The sequence below is a fragment of the Sandarakinorhabdus sp. genome (genome assembly GCF_051860625.1).
GTDB lineage: Bacteria > Pseudomonadota > Alphaproteobacteria > Sphingomonadales > Sphingomonadaceae > Sandarakinorhabdus.
This window is the reverse complement of record NZ_JBHYDQ010000018.1, coordinates 20,474-37,500: the sequence shown is the minus strand read 5'-3', so window position 1 is coordinate 37,500 and position 17,027 is coordinate 20,474. Positions and strand designations below refer to the sequence as shown.

Annotated in this window: 17 protein-coding genes and 1 tRNA gene; 8 read left to right on the top strand and 10 right to left on the bottom strand. The window is 64.0% G+C overall.

Annotated features, from left to right (window positions below; all coding sequences use genetic code 11):
• Positions 1-14 precede the first annotated feature (14 nt).
• The gene (locus ACTIEZ_RS14435; protein ID WP_439547386.1) at positions 15-953 is read right to left on the bottom strand and encodes an isopenicillin N synthase family dioxygenase; all 939 of its coding nucleotides are present in this window, start codon (positions 951-953) and stop codon (positions 15-17) included.
• A 130-nt stretch (positions 954-1,083) separates the two neighbouring features.
• Between ACTIEZ_RS14435 and ACTIEZ_RS14430 the strand changes: the two genes are divergently transcribed.
• From ACTIEZ_RS14430 to ACTIEZ_RS14420, 3 genes are all read left to right on the top strand, one after another.
• On the top strand, positions 1,084-1,980 hold the full coding sequence (locus tag ACTIEZ_RS14430) for a DUF481 domain-containing protein (RefSeq protein ID WP_439547385.1): 897 nt from the start codon (positions 1,084-1,086) through the stop codon (positions 1,978-1,980).
• Between the two features lie 81 nt (positions 1,981-2,061).
• A tRNA-Met gene (locus ACTIEZ_RS14425) sits at positions 2,062-2,138 on the top strand.
• Between the two features lie 102 nt (positions 2,139-2,240).
• Positions 2,241-3,203, top strand: a complete 963-nt coding sequence (locus ACTIEZ_RS14420; RefSeq protein WP_439547384.1) for an NAD(P)H-dependent flavin oxidoreductase — start codon at positions 2,241-2,243, stop codon at positions 3,201-3,203.
• 135 nt (positions 3,204-3,338) lie between these two features.
• Here the strand turns inward: ACTIEZ_RS14420 and secF are convergent, their stop codons facing one another.
• The 3 genes from secF to yajC are packed head-to-tail and all read right to left on the bottom strand — an operon-like array spanning position 3,339 to position 6,293.
• Entirely contained in the window at positions 3,339-4,310 is a 972-nt protein-coding gene (gene secF, locus ACTIEZ_RS14415) for a protein translocase subunit SecF (RefSeq protein ID WP_439547383.1), read from the bottom strand.
• A gap of 21 nt (positions 4,311-4,331) precedes the next feature.
• Positions 4,332-5,927, bottom strand: a complete 1,596-nt coding sequence (secD, locus tag ACTIEZ_RS14410) for a protein translocase subunit SecD (protein WP_439547382.1) — start codon at positions 5,925-5,927, stop codon at positions 4,332-4,334.
• Between the two features lie 6 nt (positions 5,928-5,933).
• Entirely contained in the window at positions 5,934-6,293 is a 360-nt protein-coding gene (yajC, locus tag ACTIEZ_RS14405; RefSeq protein ID WP_439547412.1) for a preprotein translocase subunit YajC, read from the bottom strand.
• Between the two features lie 130 nt (positions 6,294-6,423).
• Here yajC and ACTIEZ_RS14400 point away from each other — a divergent pair, with 130 nt between their 5' ends.
• The 4 genes from ACTIEZ_RS14400 (at position 6,424) to sppA (ending at position 10,926) form a co-directional block, all read left to right on the top strand.
• Positions 6,424-7,254, top strand: coding sequence for a DUF815 domain-containing protein (locus tag ACTIEZ_RS14400; RefSeq protein ID WP_439547381.1), 831 nt, complete (start codon positions 6,424-6,426; stop codon positions 7,252-7,254).
• Between the two features lie 142 nt (positions 7,255-7,396).
• Positions 7,397-8,167 carry a DUF3011 domain-containing protein gene (locus ACTIEZ_RS14395; RefSeq protein ID WP_439547380.1) on the top strand — a complete coding sequence of 257 codons (771 nt, stop codon included), beginning with the start codon at positions 7,397-7,399 and terminating at the stop codon, positions 8,165-8,167.
• 5 nt (positions 8,168-8,172) lie between these two features.
• Positions 8,173-8,928, top strand: a complete 756-nt coding sequence (locus ACTIEZ_RS14390; RefSeq protein WP_439547379.1) for a DUF3011 domain-containing protein — start codon at positions 8,173-8,175, stop codon at positions 8,926-8,928.
• Between the two features lie 105 nt (positions 8,929-9,033).
• Positions 9,034-10,926 (top strand): signal peptide peptidase SppA, encoded by a 1,893-nt coding sequence (gene sppA, locus ACTIEZ_RS14385; protein ID WP_439547378.1) that lies wholly within the window; start codon positions 9,034-9,036, stop codon positions 10,924-10,926.
• Here the strand turns inward: sppA and ACTIEZ_RS14380 are convergent.
• Positions 10,911-11,540, bottom strand: a complete 630-nt coding sequence (locus ACTIEZ_RS14380; RefSeq protein WP_439547377.1) for a trimeric intracellular cation channel family protein — start codon at positions 11,538-11,540, stop codon at positions 10,911-10,913. The two genes, sppA and ACTIEZ_RS14380, sit on opposite strands and share 16 nt — an antisense overlap.
• Positions 11,540-12,196: a hypothetical protein gene (locus ACTIEZ_RS14375; protein WP_439547376.1), complete on the bottom strand. Its 657-nt coding sequence runs from the start codon at positions 12,194-12,196 to the stop codon at positions 11,540-11,542. Before ACTIEZ_RS14375 ends, ACTIEZ_RS14380 begins: the two co-directional genes overlap by 1 nt.
• A 121-nt stretch (positions 12,197-12,317) precedes the next feature.
• Between ACTIEZ_RS14375 and ACTIEZ_RS14370 the strand changes: the two genes are divergently transcribed.
• Complete coding sequence (locus ACTIEZ_RS14370) at positions 12,318-13,622, top strand: Hsp70 family protein (protein WP_439547375.1); 1,305 nt, start codon at positions 12,318-12,320, stop codon at positions 13,620-13,622.
• A gap of 21 nt (positions 13,623-13,643) precedes the next feature.
• Here ACTIEZ_RS14370 and lpdA read toward each other — a convergent pair whose 3' ends face one another.
• The 4 genes from lpdA to odhB are packed head-to-tail and all read right to left on the bottom strand — an operon-like array spanning position 13,644 to position 17,023.
• Positions 13,644-15,035 (bottom strand): dihydrolipoyl dehydrogenase, encoded by a 1,392-nt coding sequence (gene lpdA / locus ACTIEZ_RS14365; RefSeq protein WP_439547374.1) that lies wholly within the window; start codon positions 15,033-15,035, stop codon positions 13,644-13,646.
• Complete coding sequence (locus ACTIEZ_RS14360) at positions 15,032-15,442, bottom strand: type II toxin-antitoxin system VapC family toxin (RefSeq protein ID WP_439547373.1); 411 nt, start codon at positions 15,440-15,442, stop codon at positions 15,032-15,034. Before ACTIEZ_RS14360 ends, lpdA begins: the two co-directional genes overlap by 4 nt.
• Positions 15,439-15,705, bottom strand: coding sequence for a type II toxin-antitoxin system VapB family antitoxin (locus ACTIEZ_RS14355; RefSeq protein ID WP_439547372.1), 267 nt, complete (start codon positions 15,703-15,705; stop codon positions 15,439-15,441). Before ACTIEZ_RS14355 ends, ACTIEZ_RS14360 begins: the two co-directional genes overlap by 4 nt.
• A gap of 52 nt (positions 15,706-15,757) precedes the next feature.
• Positions 15,758-17,023 carry a 2-oxoglutarate dehydrogenase complex dihydrolipoyllysine-residue succinyltransferase gene (gene odhB / locus ACTIEZ_RS14350; RefSeq protein ID WP_439547371.1) on the bottom strand — a complete coding sequence of 422 codons (1,266 nt, stop codon included), beginning with the start codon at positions 17,021-17,023 and terminating at the stop codon, positions 15,758-15,760.
• Between the last annotated feature and the right edge of the window lie 4 nt (positions 17,024-17,027).

Genomic DNA, 17,027 nt, shown 5'->3' with positions numbered 1-17,027 from the left:
CTGCCCGTGGAATGTTACAGCAATTTGATTTCGCGCAGCCGTTCGCGCAGATAATCGTCTGCCGTGATCGGCGGTTCGTCGCGCGGACCACCCGGCAATGTGCGGATCAGATAGTCCGGACGGAAATGCAGAAAGAATGGCGTCGAATAGCGCGCAACGCCCATCCGCTCCGGCGCTGGATTGACCACGCGGTGGGTGGTCGACGGCAGGCGATGCCCGGTCAGCCGCTGCAGCATGTCGCCCACATTGCACACCAGGCTGCCTGGCGGCGCATCGATGCTGCGCCACTGGCCGGTCTTGTCCAGCAATTGCAACCCGGCTTCCTCGGCGCCGAGCAGCAGCGTGATCACATTGATATCCTCGTGCGCGCCGGCACGAATGGCGCCGGCGGCATCGCCAAGGGACTCCGGCTTCACCGGCGGATAATGCAGCAAACGCAGCACACTGTTGCCGTCACGCACCGGATCCACAAAGAAATCCGCCGGCAGCCCCAGATGCACGGCGATGGCGCGCAGCATGCGATTGCCCGCAGCATCCAGCGCCGCATAAAGCGCACCCACAGCCGCACGAAATTCCGGCACCTCGTCGGGCCACAGATTGTCTGGCATCACCGCCCGATAGGCATGGCCGGGCGGCAGTGTGCGCCCGACATGCCAGAATTCCTTCAGATCGGCCTTCGCCTCACCCTTCGCGGCCTCGATACCGAACGGCGTCAGCCCGCGCTGGCCGCCGCCACCGGGCACGACATAGCGCTGCTTGACGGCCTCGGGCAGCGCAAAAAAGGCCTTGGTCGCAGCCATCGCCGCGTCGATCAGACCCTGATCGATGCCATGGTCCGACACCACAGCAAAGCCGGTGCGGGCAAAGGCATCACCAAAGCCGGCGGCGGCGGCGTCTAGATCGATGTCGATCAGTGACAGCGGAATCGGTGTGATATCGGCAGCCAGGGTCATGCAGCCCCTTTGCCCCGTATCGCCGCCCGCTGCCAGCCCCCTCGGCCCGCTGGGATGGGATTGCCTCAATGCTTGACCGCGCGGGCACCCAAAGGCGAAAGAGCCCCGGCAACAAGAGGGAGCGCACCATATGCGCCAGATCATCATCCATCTTATTGTCGCGGCGTTGGCGGCTGGACCTGCCCTTGCCGAACCCATTCCCCCGCCGGTTGAGCGCATGATCGACGCCGCCGCTGCGACGGGGAAGGCCGATCAGTTGAAAATGCTGGCTGATCTGGCCAAGCAAGCCAATCCCGACAGCGCATCGGAAATCGACGCGAAGCTGGCAAGCATCACCGCAGCGCGTGCCCGTGCGCAGGAAGAAAAGCTGGCCACGCAAGGGCTGTTGGAAGGCTGGTCTGGCCAGGGCGAAGCCGGCGGTTTCATTTCCACCGGCAACACCACCAACCGCGGGCTGGCGGTGGGCGTCAACATGACCAAGGAAACGCTTCACTGGAAACATGTGTTGCGCTCTGTGGTCGATTATCAGGAACAACAGGGCGTCACCTCACGCGAACGCTATTTCGTCGGCTATGAAGGCAACTGGAAATTCACCCGCCGCGGCTTTGTCGTGTTCTCGCTCAGTGCGGAGCAGGATCGATTTACCGGCTTCACCAGCCGCTTTTCGCAAGGCATCGGTGTCGGCTATCGGCTGGTCGATACGCCCAGCCTCAGCATCGCTGCCGATGGCGGCCCGGCGGTTCGGCAAACCCGGTTTACCGACGGCGTCAACGAAACCAGCTTTGCGGCACGCGCGGCACTGAATGCGAAATGGGTGCTCAACCCGCGGTTGACCCTCACCGAAACCGCCACCTATTTTTCTGACGATACCAACAGCTCCCTGCTGTCGCTCACCCAGTTCACAGCCAAGCTGAACGGCCGGCTGTCAGCCCGCGCGTCGTTTCAGTTCAACAACGAAGCCAACCCGCCGCCGGGCCGGGCCAACAGCGATACGGTGACGCGTGCCACGCTGGTCTACAACTTCTGAACGCCACTGTTGACCGCAGCAGAGTGGCGCATTAGAGCGACCTCCCGGTTGCCCGACGCGCTAGCAGCGTTGCAGCAATGTGGCAGCGTAGCTCAGTTGGTGAGAGCGCCGGATTCATAACCCGGAGGTCGGCAGTTCAAATCTGCCCGCTGCTACCATATCACCCACGACCCTGCGACACCCTGCTTCGAGGATGAGGTGGCATTCCAGCGCGACCATCGCTAATCCTTGACCATAGATTTGTCTCGGGGAGTTCCATCATGCCAATGCCTGCCGCCTTTGCTGGCCGCCTGTCGATCCCGGTGATCGGATCGCCCCTGTTCATCATTTCCGTGCCGGAACTGGTGATCGCCCAATGCAAGGCCGGCGTGATCGGCAGCTTCCCCAGCCTGAACGCCCGCCCCATCGAACAGTTCGAAGAATGGCTGCAGCGTCTGAACAGCGAACTCGGGCCCAACGACGCGCCTTATGCCGTCAATCTGATCGTCCACAAATCCAATGATCGCCTGATGGCCGATCTGGAACTGTGCGTGAAATACAAGGTGCCGATGATCATCACGTCGCTGGGTGCGCGCATGGATGTGAACGAAGCCATCCACAGCTATGGCGGCATCGTGATGCACGACATCATCAACAACAAATTTGCCAGGAAGGCCGTGGAAAAGGGTGCCGATGGCCTGATCGCGGTCGCGGCTGGTGCCGGTGGCCATGCCGGCACCACCAGCCCGTTCGCGCTGATCCAGGAAATCCGCGAATGGTTCGATGGCCCGCTGGCGCTTTCAGGGTCGATTGCCACCGGTGATGCTGTGCTGGCCGCGCAGGCGATGGGTGCCGATTTCGGCTATATCGGCAGCGCCTTCATCGCCACCGCCGAAGCCCGCGCCGCGCAAGGGTACAAGGACATGATCGTGGACAGTGCTGCCGACGACATCGTCTATTCCAACCTGTTCACCGGCGTGCACGGCAATTATCTGCGCCCGTCGATCATCAAGGCCGGCATGGATCCGGATGCATTGCCGACCAGCGATCCTTCGGCAATGAACTTCGGCAGCGGCGGCAACACCGAAGCCAAGGCCTGGAAGGATATCTGGGGCTGCGGTCAGGGCATTGGCGCTGTGAAGGAAGTGCTGCCCGCCGCAGACTTTGTTGCCAAGCTGGTGCGCGAATATGATGCCGCAAAGGCCCGGATCGGCATGCACCCGGTCGCCGTGGCAGCGGAGTGAGACCGGTGCAGGTGGAACTGAATGCCCGCACCCGGATGCTCTGGCTGGCCCACGCCATGGTGCTGGGCACGCTCAACCAACGGTGCATGGTCTTCGGGCCGTGCGGCGCACCGCTCTGATCGAACGCAGCGGCGTTTACTTGCGGGTTGGCAGCCGCTCGTTACGCTGAACGCCGTCCTGCCCCGGCTTCGTGACCGCGACGAAACTGTCTGATTTCACGTTCAGCCAGATCAGGATCGGCGCTGCAATCGAGATCGATGAATAGGTGCCGATGCCGATGCCGAGCAGCATCGCCAGCGCAAAGCCGAACAACACCTCACCACCCAGGGCGACCAGGGCGGCCAGCGCGATGATCATCGTCAACGACGTCACGATGGTGCGCGGCAGCGTTTCGTTGATCGACAGATCGAGCAATTGCACAATCTCCATCTTGCGATATTTGCGCAGATTTTCGCGGATGCGGTCATAAACGACAATGGTATCATTCAACGAATAGCCCACGATCGTCAGCACCGCCGCCACGATGTTGAGATCGAAATCGAGCTGGGTCAGCGAGAAAAACCCCATGGTCAGTGCCACGTCATGCGCCAGCGAAAACAGCGCACCGACGCCGAACTGCCATTCGAACCGGAACCAGATGTAGATGGCGATGCCGACCATCGCCAGCAGCACCGCCAGGGCGCCGTTCTGGATCAATTCGCCCGACACCTTGCCCGACACGGTTTCCACCCGGCGGAACTCGGCCCCCGGATAACGCTGGGTGATCAGGCCCTGCACACGGCTCACCACCTGTTGCACGGCCGCTTCATCGCCTGGCGGCAAAGGCAGGCGCACCGACGCGGTATGGCCATCGCCAAAATTCTGAATGGTGGCATTGCCGGCGCGGGCACCGTTGACCACCGCCCGCATCTCATCGGCGCGCAGATTCTGCTCGACCCGCACCTCGATCATCAGGCCGCCGGCGAAATCCACGCCGAAATTCAGGCCACGGGTTGCCACCAGCCCGATCGACGCCAGGATCATCAGGATCGACAAGGCCATGAACGGCAGCCGGAAGCGCAGGAACGGGATGTTGGTGTTGTCAGGCACCAGTTTCAGCAGACGCATGGTCTCAGTTCCCTTCCCGCATCACAGCACCAACTGGGTCGGCCGCGCCGACGTCAGCCAGCGCGACGCCATCAACCGGGTGACGGTGACGGCGGTGAACACCGATGTGATGATGCCGATGGTGAGCACCACGGCAAAGCCCTTCACCGGGCCGGAGCCAAGCGCGAACATGATCGCCGAGGCAATGACATTGGTGACATTGGCGTCGAAAATCGTGCGCCCGGCTTCGCGATAGCCGGTTTCGATGGCGATCAACGGGCTGCGTGACCGGCGCAGTTCCTCGCGGATCCGCTCGTTGATCAGCACGTTGGCATCCACCGCGGCGCCCATCGTGAGCACAAAGCCGGCGATACCCGGCAAGGTGAGTGTGGCGCCCAGCGCCGACATGATGCCCATGATCATGATCGCATTGATGATCAACGCCGCCACCGACCACACGCCAAAGCGGCCATAGGTCATCACCATGAAGATCGAAACCAGGATCACGGCAGCGATGCTGGCCAGCACGCCGGCCCGGATCGAATCGGCGCCCAGATCAGGCCCGACCGTGCGCTCCTCGATCACCTTCAATTCAACCGGCAACTTGCCCGATCGCAGCAGGATGGCGAGTTCATTGGCGGTCTGCACCGTGTAACTGCCGCTGATGATGCCACTGCCGCCCAGGATCGGCTCGTTGATATTGGGCGCCGAAATCACCATGCCATCCAGGATGATGGCGAACGGCCTGCCGACATTCTCCGTGGTGGCCTGGGCAAAGCGCCGGCCGCCGGTGGAATCAAACCGAAACGACACGGCCGGCGCGCCATTCTGATCGGTCGACACCTGGGAATCGACCAACTGGTCGCCCGTGATGATCGCGCGGCGCTTGACCACCAACTGGCTGCCGTCCTGCGATGGCAGGATCTGGCTGCCCGGCGGCGCCCGGCCCTGGGCGACCTCTTCCGGATCAGCACCGACATCGACGAGCTTGAACTCCAGCTTGGCGGTCTTGCCGAGCAGTGCCTTCAACGCATCCGGGTCCTGCAAGCCGGGCACCTGCACGACGATGCGCGTACCGCCCTGGCGCAGGATGGTCGGTTCGCGCGTACCCAGTTCGTCGATGCGTTTGCGGATCACTTCCACGGCCTGGGCCATGGCGCCGTCAACGGCTGCATCGATACCAGCCGCCGTCGGGCGCAGGATGATCTGGCCGGGCAGACTGCCGCGGCTCACGTCGACTTCGCGTGCCGCGCCCACGCCAAGCGGCGCAGTTACCTTGTTCAGGATGGACACGGCCTGATCGACACGCGCCGCGTCCGACACCACGAAACTCAGCCGGCCAGCATTGATCGACAGATCGGAAACCGCAATCGCGCCGCCTTCGGCCACCCGCATTTCGGCGCGCACCGTGTCTTCCAGCCCATCGAGCTTGGCCTTTTGCACATCCGTTGCTGTGGCTTCGAGCATCAGATGCGAGCCACCGCGCAGATCGAGCCCCAGGGGTAACTGGCTTTTCGGAAAGCCATCCGGGATCGCCGCCAGTTGCGACGGCGACAGCGCATTGGGCAACGCCAGCAGCCCAAACAGCAGGATGGTCAGCGCGATCGACCAGATTTTCCACTTGGGAAAGTCAAGCACGTGGGCTTATTCCTTGCCCAAGGAAACGGTGTCGTTGGCGGCGGCAGCCAGGCCGCGCGGTTTCACATCGACCAGCGTGGATTTCAGCACGCGGAATTTCACGGTCGGGCTCGCCTCAACCTCCACTTCGGTGTCGGTCACCCGGATCGCCTTGCCGATGATACCGCCACCAGTAACGACATCGTCGCCCTTCTTGACGCCATCAACCATCGCGCGGTGATCCTTCACCCGGCGTTGTTGCGGGCGGATGATCAGGAAATAGAAAATGCCGAAGATCGCAAGGTATGGCAAAAAACCGATCAGGGCGGCAGTGCCACCAGCAGCGGCAGCGCCTGCCGTCTGCGCATAGGCCGGGGTTGCAAAAATCATCGTCTCACTCTCGGAAAAATCGGCCAAACGGCCTCGTCGCACGCGCTCTAGCGGCTTGCCGGCAACCGCGCAACCACGGCGGATGGACCCGGTTCCCATCACGGCCGCCATTGGCTAACGCAGGCTCATGGACACAACCGCCCAAATGCTCAACCGCATCGCCGCCGCCCTGGAGCGTCTGTCACCCTCTCCCGCTGCGGCGGCCGACCCCACCCACGGCCATTGGTTTGGCTGGGACGGCAATGGGCTGCAGGCCCTGCCCCCGGCCCGCACCACACCACTGGCGCTTTATCAGGGCGTCGCAGCCCAGGCGCACGATCTGCTGGAAAACGCCCGCCGCCACGCGCGCCGCCTGCCCGCCCATGATGTGCTGCTGTGGGGGGCCCGCGGCATGGGCAAATCCAGCCTGGTGCGCAGCGTGGTGACTGATCTGCTGGCATCGGGCCATGATCTGGCGCTGGTGCAGGTCATGCTGCCGGCGCTGCCCAGCCTGCCCGCGCTGTTCCGCGAACTGGCCAGCGCCGACCGGGCGTTCCTGCTCTTCCTTGATGATGTCTCGCTGGGTGCCGATGCCGGCGAAGTCCATGCCCTGCGATCCTTGCTGGATGGCGGTATTCAGGCGCGGCCCGATCATGTCCGCCTGATCGTCACCAGCAATCGCCGCCATCTGGTGCCGCGATCCAGCCAGGAAAATGAAGGTGACGCGATCAACCCGCGCGATGTGGCCGATGATCATCTGGCGCTGGCCGATCGGTTTGGCCTGCGCCTGGGCTTTCACCCCTGCGATCAGGCGCAATATCTGGCGATGTGCCGGGCCTATGCCGATGCCCATGGCCTGGCCTTTGATCCGGCTGCCGCTCTGGCCTGGGCGATGGCCCGCGGCGCACGATCGGGCCGCGTGGCGTGGCAGTTCACCGTCGAACAGGCCGGCGCGCAAGGCGTTCGCCTTTGGACATAACAGTCATCGTCAATATTTTCGTGTCGGGCAGCACGCCTCTTACTTATGTGGACTTTGCCTGCTGCTCTTTCAGCATCAAAATCACAAGAAATGGGCATTGAGGCCTTGAAACGGGGGGAATGTGATGCGGGCCATATCGATCTTGACTGCCACATCCCTGCTGGGTTCGGGCCTGGCCATCGCCCTGCCCGCTGCGCCGGCTGCGGCCCGGAACTGGCAGGAAGTCACCTGCGAAAGCTGGAATTACCGTGAAGCCTCGTGCCCCGCGCCCGGTGCGGTGCGGGTGCAACTGCTGAGGGTGAGGGGCGGCAATTGCGTTGAAGGGCAAAGCTGGATCCACGATGGCCGCGTCATCCGCGTTCGCAACGGTTGCCGGGCGGTTTTCCGCATCGATTCCAACAATGGCTGGGGCCTGGGCGGCGGCGAATGGACGGTCGGCGGGGGCAATGGCGGCGTGCAGTCGCTGCGTTGCGAAAGCTGGAATTATCGTGATCAGCAATGCCCGGTACGCGGCAATATCGGCAGCGCGCGGATCACGCGCGTGATCGCCGGGGATTGCCGCGATGGCGCCACCTGGCGCTGGGATCGCCGCGCCATCTATGTGCGCAACGGCTGCCGTGCCGATTTCGAAGTCCGGCTGGGTTCCAGCGGCTGGGGCGGCAGCGGCGGCAATGGCGGTGGTTTCGGGGGCGGGGGCGGGGGCGGGGGCGGGGGCGGGCAAGCCATCGCCACCATAAATTGCCAGAGTTGGAATTATCAGCAGGCACGCTGCCCGATCCCGCGGGCCAGGCAAGTGCGGCTGAATCGCGTGCTGGCCGGTGATTGCCGCCAGGGCCGCACTTGGGGCTGGGAGGCCGGTTTCATCTGGGTGAATGGTGGCTGCCGCGCCGCCTTCGACGTGCTGGGGCGCTGAACGCCGTGCGCCCGCACCGTACGATCGCCCTGATCGCCGTCTGCATGCTGGCCGCCGGCCCTGGCGGCCTGGCGCAGGCTCAACAATGGCCGTCTGGCAACAATGGCGGTTGGGGCAACGGCAATGGCAGCAACAACGGTGGTTGGGGCGGCAATAATGGCGGCTGGAACAATGGCGCGGGCGGCAATATCCGCTGCGAAAGCTGGAATTACCGCTATGCCCGTTGCAATGCCGATACCGCTGGCGGCGTGCGCCTGTCCCGGGTTATCGCAGGCGATTGCCGAAAGGGCCGCAGTTGGGGTTATTCGCGCGGCTATATTTGGGTCAATCGCGGCTGTCGGGCCGAATTTGAAACCCGCAATGGCAACAATGCCGGCAACAATGGCCCATCCACTGGCGCAGTGATTGCCGGGGTTGCCGTGGCCGCTGGCTTGCTGGCCCTCCTGGCATCCAAGGGGCGCAAGGCCGATCCGGCAAAAACCAGCCCGCAATCGGCCACCATCAACATTGGATCTGATGTGGTGCCGCGCGCCGCGCAACCGGCGTTTCGCCAGTGTGTCGAAGAAGCGGCACGCCAGATCGGCGCCACCGGCGGCAAATCGATCCGGCTGCTCGGCAGTGTCGACGCAAGCCAGCGCGGCAACGATTGGCAATTCCAGTTGCCGCTGGAGGCCAGTTGGCCGGATGACACGCATCCAGCGCCGGCCACCTGCCGCGCGTCGTCCGCAAAGCTGATCGATCTCAGCTTCCAGCCCAGCTGATCACGGGGACGTGCCGCCACTGCGGCATGGTGCGCGCGCCAGTTGCTCCCGGGCGTAGGGGCCTGCTAGAGCACTGGGCTTAACCGGTTGCGAAGGCGCGTCCACTTGAAAACACTTGGTCTGATCTGGCGTATCATTGTCGGCATCAAGGATCTGCTTGTCCTCGCCCTGCTCGCGATTTTCTTCATTGCCGTATCGGCGGCGCTTTCGGGCGCCACTCCCGCCGCGATCCCCAATGGCGCGGCACTGGTGGTCTCGCTGGATGGCGCCATCGTCGATCAGGGCAGCGAAACATCGCCGCTCGACACGGTCAGCGGTAATGTCACCAGCGAAGTGCAACTGCGTGATCTGGTGCGCGGCATCGATCGGGCGGCCGGCGATTCGCGCATCAAGGCACTGGTGCTGGATCTTGATCTGTTTTTTGGCGGCGGTCAGGCCAATGTTGTCGCGGTCAGCGACGCAATCGCCCGTTTCCGCAAGAGCGGAAAGCCAGTGCACGCCTGGGCCACAGCCTACAGCGATGACAGTTGGCTGCTTGCCGCCGGCGCCAGCCGCATCTGGCTGAACCCCTTGGGCGGGGTGATCTTCGCCGGCCCCGGCGGGTCACGCCTCTATTTCGCCCGCGCGCTCGAAAAATTGCAGATCGACGTCAACGTCTTTCGGGTCGGCACCTACAAGAGCTTCGTGGAGCCCTACACCCGCGCCTCGGCCTCGCCCGAAGCCAAGGCCGCCGATCAGGCGCTGGCCGACAGCCTGTGGAACAGTTGGCTGGCCGATGTGAAACGGCTGCGCCCGGCGGCCGATGTGCCGTCCTATATCACGCAATTGCCGCAGCGGATCGGCCAAGCTGGCGGCGACGGCGCCCGCGCAGCGCTGGACGCCAAGCTGGTCGATCAACTCGCCAGCCGTGATGAATTCGATGCCGCGATGGTCAAGCTGGTCGGCGAAGGGGAGCTGAAATATTGGGGTCATTATTCCGGTGTTTCGTTGACCGATTATCTCGGCGCCACGGCGGGCAAGGACAAGACCAGCGGTGACGCGGTCGGCGTCGTCTATGTCAGCGGCAGCATTGTCGATGGCGAAGCACCGCGCGGTACCGCCGGCAGCACCACCATTCGGCAGGCGCTGGAGCAGGCGCTCGATGAAAATGCCGGGATCAAGGCGCTGGTGGTGCGGGTGGATTCCGGCGGCGGGTCGGTGACGGCCTCCGAAGAAATCCGTGCCGCGCTGCTGGCGGCCAAGGCCGATGGCCTGCCGGTGGTGGCCAGTTTCGGCCCGGTGGCGGCCAGTGGCGGCTATTGGGTGGGCACGGCGGCCGACGAGATTTTCGCGCAGCCATCGACGATCACCGGCTCGATTGGCGTGTTCGCCATCCTGCCGAGCTTCCCGCGCGCGCTGAATGAATTGGGCATCAACAGCGACGGCGTGAAAACCACGCCCTACAGCGGTGAGCCCGATGTGGTCGCCGGCCTGTCACCCGAAGTGCGCACCGTGCTGCAAATGGGGGTGGAGGACACATATCGCCGCTTCATCACCATCGTCGCCGAGGCCCGCAAGCTGCCCCCGGCCGAGGTTGACAGCATTGCCCAGGGCCGTGTCTGGGCCGGCACCGAAGCGAAGCGGCTGAAGCTGGTCGATAATCTGGGCGGGCTGGACGCTGCCATCGCTGCCGCAGCGCGCCGCGCCGGCATCAAGGGCGATGTGCGGGTGATCAACATCGAAAAGCCCGAACCGGCCTGGGTGAAGGCACTCAAGAGCTTTGGCGGCAGCGAAACGGAACAACAGGCGCGCGACCCATGGGCGCGGTTGCTGCTCGCTTCCCGCCAGCGGCTGCTCAGCAGCATGGCCGATTTCGCCTTCCTCGCCTCCGGCCAGGGCGCCACCATGCAGGCCGCCTGCCTCGAATGCGCCGCTGCCGGCAGCCCGCGCCCGGCTGCGGCGCGCGCCAGTACGGACAATCTTGCGAAACTCGCCGCCGCCGTTCAATCGTCGCGATAGCCCGGCAGCGCCAGACCGGTGCTGATGGCCAGCCCGCGCAAGCCAAAACCGGCGGCCGCCCCCAACAGCGCCGCCGGCCACAGGCCCAGCCCAAGCAGCGTCAGCCCGACATAAGTCCCCGCCCCCAACGCAGCCGCGGACACATAGATTTCCTTGCGCAGCAATATCGAAGGCTCACCGGCCAGCAGATCGCGCACGATGCCGCCAAAGCTGGCCGTGAGCACACCCATCACCACCGATGGCAGCGCCGGCACGCCATAATTCAGCGCCTTGGCGGCCCCGAGCACGGCATAGGCGCCCAGCCCGACCGCATCGAACCACAGCAGCGCGTTCATCCGCCAGCGATCCGCGCGCAGCAGCCACACCGCGGCCGCCGCCACCAGGCAAATGCCGAGATAATCCGATCGCCCCACCCAGAACACCGGCGCGCCGATCAGCAAATCGCGCAACGTGCCGCCGCCGATGCCGGTGACCGCCGCAAAAAACGCGAAGGTCACGATCGTCTGCTTGATCCGCGCCGCCGCCAGTGCGCCCGACACCGCAAACACCGCGACGCCGGCCATGTCGAGCACGGGCAGCAAGGGTTCCAGCGGCGGAAGCGGGAGCGTGGCCATCAGCGGCGCCGCCAGAAATGCCGCACGGTCAGCAGCGCGCCGGTCAGCACGACGCCCAACGCCAGCAAGGTCGAGGCGATGATCACCGGCCCGTGCGTGTTATCCCGATCCTGCCAATCCATGATGTGCAGGCCCCAGAACAGATCATAAAACCGCCACCATGGCGTGCGTACCGCGCCAATGTCACCCTGCGTGGTGATATAGACACGGGTGTCGTCGGCAAATTCCACCCGGTATCCGGTCGTTTCCCGCCAGTCGCTGGCCGGCTTGGCCGGCGTGATGGCCGTGATGGTCGCCGGTCCGGAGAGCGACGTTCCCGCCCGTGCGATGGCTTCGGCCTGTGCTGGCGTTATGCGGATTGCTTGGCCAGAGGCCGCGTCGAGCAACCGCTTGCCCTGCCCGTCCGTCAGCTTCCACACCGGCTTGCCGAGCAACTGGCCAAGCTCCAGCTTTTCCACGCCCTGCAGTGCCGGCAACCCGGCCGGCACGATCAACGTCGGCATATCCCGCCGCAGCGTCGTGCCGCGCACCTCGTCCAACGGCCGCACCACCATCACCAGGCCGGATGCCACCCACAGGATGATCTGAATGCCGATGATCACGCCGCCCCACAGATGAAGCCAGCGAACCGTGCGGGTGGTGCGAAGAGAGAGCATGGTTCGGCTGTAGCGGCGTGGGTTGCGCCCGTCACCCTCTTGGGAAGCTTGCCGCCCATTGATCCGGACCGATGCCACTGCCATAGCACCGCCCGCCTGCATCGCGAGGCAGGAGACACAGATGAAAAGCGACAGCGCAGGCGCGGTCGGGCTTGATTTTGGCACCACCAACAGCGTTGTGGCGCTGGCGGGCAGTGCCGGCGGCCCACAACTGATCGACTTTGCGGGCCCAAACGGCACGACGGCGGTGTTCCGGTCCGCGCTGTGTTTCTGGGAGGATGAGGCTGCCGCGCGTGGACTTGCCTGCGAAGCCGGCCCGTGGGCCATTGCCGAATATCTGCGCGCGCCGTCTGACAGTCGCTTCCTCCAGTCTTTCAAAACGGTGGCGGCCAACCCGCTGTTCGATCGGGCGACAATCTTCAACAAACCGTTTGCGTTTGAAGATCTGGGCCGGCTGTTTCTGAACCTGCTTGTCCAGCATGCCGGCGGGCAGCTTGATGATCGACCGCGCCGCGTGATTGTGGGCCGGCCGGTGGAATATGCCGGCGCTCAGCCTGATGCGGCCCTCGCCCGCCGGCGATATGATGCCATGCTGCAGGGCTTTGGTGCCGAACTTCATTATGTCTATGAACCACTTGCGGCAGCATTCAGCTATGCGGCGCGGCTTGCCGAACCGGCGACCGTGCTGGTCGCCGATTTTGGCGGCGGCACCACGGATTTCTCGGTTGTTCGTGTGGCCGAACCGGGCACCCCGCAGCGCTGCACGCCGCTGGGTGCCGCCGGCATCGGGATCGCAGGCGACCGGTTCGATCAGCGAATCGTCGACAATCTGGTGCTGCCGATGCTCGGCAAGGGCGGCCTGTACCGCTCGTTCGGTAAGACGCTGGACATTCCGGGTGGCTGGTTTGCCGACTTTGCCGACTGGTCGCGTCTGGCCTTGATGCGCAACCGCCGCACGCTCGACGAACTCAGGCGGTTACAGCGCACGGCGCTGGACCCAGCAGCCATCGGCCGGATGATCCTGTTCATCGAACATGAACAGGGGTTTGCCCTTTACGATGCAGTCGGCGCCCTGAAACGCGCCTTGTCGGCCGAAGATCGTGCTGCGTTCCGCTTTGAAGGCGGCGGCCTGACGATTGCCGCCGAGGTGCGGCGGGTCGATTTCGAAGCCTGGATAGCGCCTGATCTCCAGCGGATCGAGCAGACGTTGAATGAAGCGCTGGCAAGGGCCAGCTTGGCAGCCAATGATATCGATCGAGTGTTCCTGACCGGCGGGTCTTCCCTGATCCCGGCGGTTCGGGCGATGTTCGATGCGCGCTTCGGTGCGGATTGCATCGCCACCGGCAGCGAACTCACGTCGATCGCCCACGGTCTGGCATTGGTCGGCACGGAAGCCGACCTTTCGCCCTGGATTGCCGGAAGCTAGCAGCTTGCCTGCCGGCCGTCATCACATGTGGATCGGTTTTCCGGTAACGGCCATCGCTGCCTCCTTCAACGCCTCCGAATGTGTCGGATGCGCATGGCACGTCAGGGCAATATCTTCTGAAGACGCGCCAAATTCCATCGCCTGCGCGGCCTGGGCGATCATCGTGCCGGCCAGTGCGCCGATGATGTGCACACCCAGCACGCGGTCGGTCTTGGCATCGGCCAGCACTTTCACAAAGCCATCGGTATCGCGGTTGGTCTTGGCGCGGCTGTTGGCGGCGAACAGGAATTTGCCGGATTTATAGGCGACACCTTCGGCCTTCAATTCCTCTTCGGTCTTGCCGACGGTGCCGACTTCCGGGTGGGTGTAGACCACCGCCGGGATCACGGCATGGTTCACATAGCCGGCCAGACCGGCGATATTGTCGGCGCAGGCCAGGCCTTCATCCTCGGCCTTGTGCGCCAGCATCGGGCCTTCCACCACATCGCCGATCGCCCAGATGCCGGGCACCTTCGTGGCGAAATGATGGTCGATGGGCACGCGGCCCTTCGCATCCACCGCCAGCCCGGCCGCGGCCAGATTGAGGCCATCGGTGTTGGGCCGGCGACCGATCGACAGCAGCACGATATCGGCAGCGATGGTCTCGGCCATACCGCCCGCCGCCGGCTCCACCGTCACCACTGCGCCGGCGCCATCCCGCGCCACGCTCACCACCTTGGTTGAAGTCTTCAGGTCAAGGCCCTGTTTCTTCAATATCTTTGCAAAGGCGTCGGCAACCTCGATGTCCATCGCCGGCACGATGCGCGGTGCATATTCCACCACCGTCACCTTCGCGCCGAGCCGCCGCCAGACGCTGCCCATTTCCAGCCCGATGTAGCCGCCGCCGATCACCACCAGATGGCCAGGCACCTTGGGCAGATCCAGCGCTTCGGTAGAAGTGATGATCACTTCCCCGTCCGGCGCGATACCGGGCAGCAGCGCCACTTCCGAACCGGTGGCAATGATGAAATTCTTCGCGGTGATGGTGCGATCCCCGACAGCCACTGATTTGGCATCGATGAAGCTGGCTTCGCCCTTGATCCATTCCACCTTGTTCTTCTTGAACAACATGGCGATGCCGCCGGTCAGTTCCTTCACCGCCTTGTCCTTTTCGGACAACAGCACCGAAAGATCGAAGGACACATTGTCGGCCTTCACACCGAATTTGGTCAGGTGTCCGCCGGCCAGTTCCTCATAATGGTGGCTGCCATTCAACAGCGCCTTGGAGGGGATGCAACCCACATTCAGGCAGGTGCCGCCCAGCGCGGCACGCTTTTCGATGCAGGCCACCTTCAGGCCATGCTGCGCGGCGCGAATGGCAGCGACATAACCACCAGGGCCGCCGCCGATGACGACAACATCATAATCACTCATGCGATTTCTCCTGCCGGCAGTGCCGGGGTAACGTCAGTTTGGGCGAAATCATTGCCCTTGAACAACAGCGGAAGGTTCAGATGGCGGGCCGTGGCATAGACAAGGCAATCGCCGAAATTGAGCGGCCCACCATTGCCGTTGCCATTGCCAAATCGGTTGAAGGCCTGTCGCGCCAGTCGCGCCTGCATTGCGGTCAGGGGTTCGATGGCCAGACCCAGACCCGTCAAAGTCTGATCAAGCACCGGATCAGCATCCAACCGGCGCCCCCGGTCGAGCTTCAGGCTGATTTCCACATAGGCTGATGCTGGCAGTGACCGTTGCTTTGCGGCCAGAATGATGTCGGCAAATGACCGCGCTTCCGGCTCACCGAGCAGGATGGCAAGCAGCGCCGAACTGTCCACGATCATCGCGGCAAGCCGTCTTCATCATACATCCAGGCATCCAGTTGCGCTTGCGTTGGCAGAGGCTTGGGCTGTGCTGCCCGCCATGCCGCCGTGAGTGCGAGGACCTTTTCCAGCCGGGCTTGATGATCCTCCGCAGCCGGAACAGATTGCCGGGCCATCGCAGCCGCCAGTGCGTCCTTCACCACGGATGTGACGCTCTTGCCGGACACGGCCGCAAGCTCGTGGGCCATGCGGACCACTTCCGGATTCTTGATATTCAATTGCATGGCCATCTCCATGGTAGAAAAATATTCTACCCTTTTCGATGTATTGTGTCCATCACAGGTCGATCAGCAGCCGAGCCGGGTCTTCGATCGCCTCTTTCACGCGCACCAGGAACGTCACCGCTTCACGTCCATCGATCAGGCGATGGTCATAGCTCAGCGCCATGTACATCATCGGGCGGACCACGATGGCGCCGTCGCGCACCACGGGCCGGTCCTCGATGCGGTGCAGGCCGAGCACACCCGATTGCGGCGGATTCAGGATCGGCGTGGACAGCAGCGAACCGAACACCCCGCCGTTGGAGATGGTGAAATTGCCGCCCTGCATATCCTCCAGCTTCAGCGTGCCGGCCTGGGCGCGCTTGCCGAAATCGGCGATTTCCTTCTCGATCGCAGCAAAGCTCTTGGCCTGCGCGTCCTTCACGATCGGCACCACCAGCCCGCCGGGGGAGGATACCGCAACGCCAAGATCGGCATAATCCTTGTAGACGATCTCGTCGCCTTCCAGCGCGGCGCCCACCGACGGCACATCATTCAGCGCCAGCACCACGGCCTTGGCAAAGAAGGACATGAACCCCAGGCGAATGCCATGTTTCTTCTCGAACAGATCCTTGTAGCGGGCACGCGCCTCGATCACCGCGCTCATGTCCACATCGTTGAACGTGGTCAGCATGGCAGCGGTGTTCTGCGCTTCCTTCAGGCGGCGCGCGATGGTCTGGCGCAGACGCGACATCCGCACCCGCTCCTCGCGGCGCGCCGCTGGCGCGACAGCCACTTCTGCTCCCCTCCCGCTTGCGGGAGGGGCCGGGGGTGGGCCTGCCTTCACCTTCGCCGTGCCCGCCTCGATCGCAGCCAGCACATCGCCCTTGGTCAGCCGGCCATCCTTGCCGGTGCCGCTGATGCTGCCCGGATCAAGATTATAGCTGTCGATCAGGCCGCGCACCGCCGGGCTGATCGCTTCATGCGTCGCTGCAACCTCAGCAGCATGGCCAGTGGCAATCATTGCATCCGATGCTGCCAGTTCGGGCACCACCGCTTCCACTGTCACTGCTGGCGCTGCCGGCGGCGCACTCGCCACCGCGGTGCCCGCTTCGATCCGCGCGATCAGCGCACCGACCGTCACCGTGTCACCGGGCTGGAACAACTGCTCACCCATCACGCCGGCGACCGGCGATGGCACTTCCACCGCCACCTTGTCCGTCTCCAGCGCGACAATCGGCTCATCGGCCGCCACCGCTTCGCCGGGCGCCTTCAGCCACTGGCCAACGCTGGCTTCGGTGATGGATTCGCCCAGAGCGGGCACAACAACGTCAACGGCCATGGTC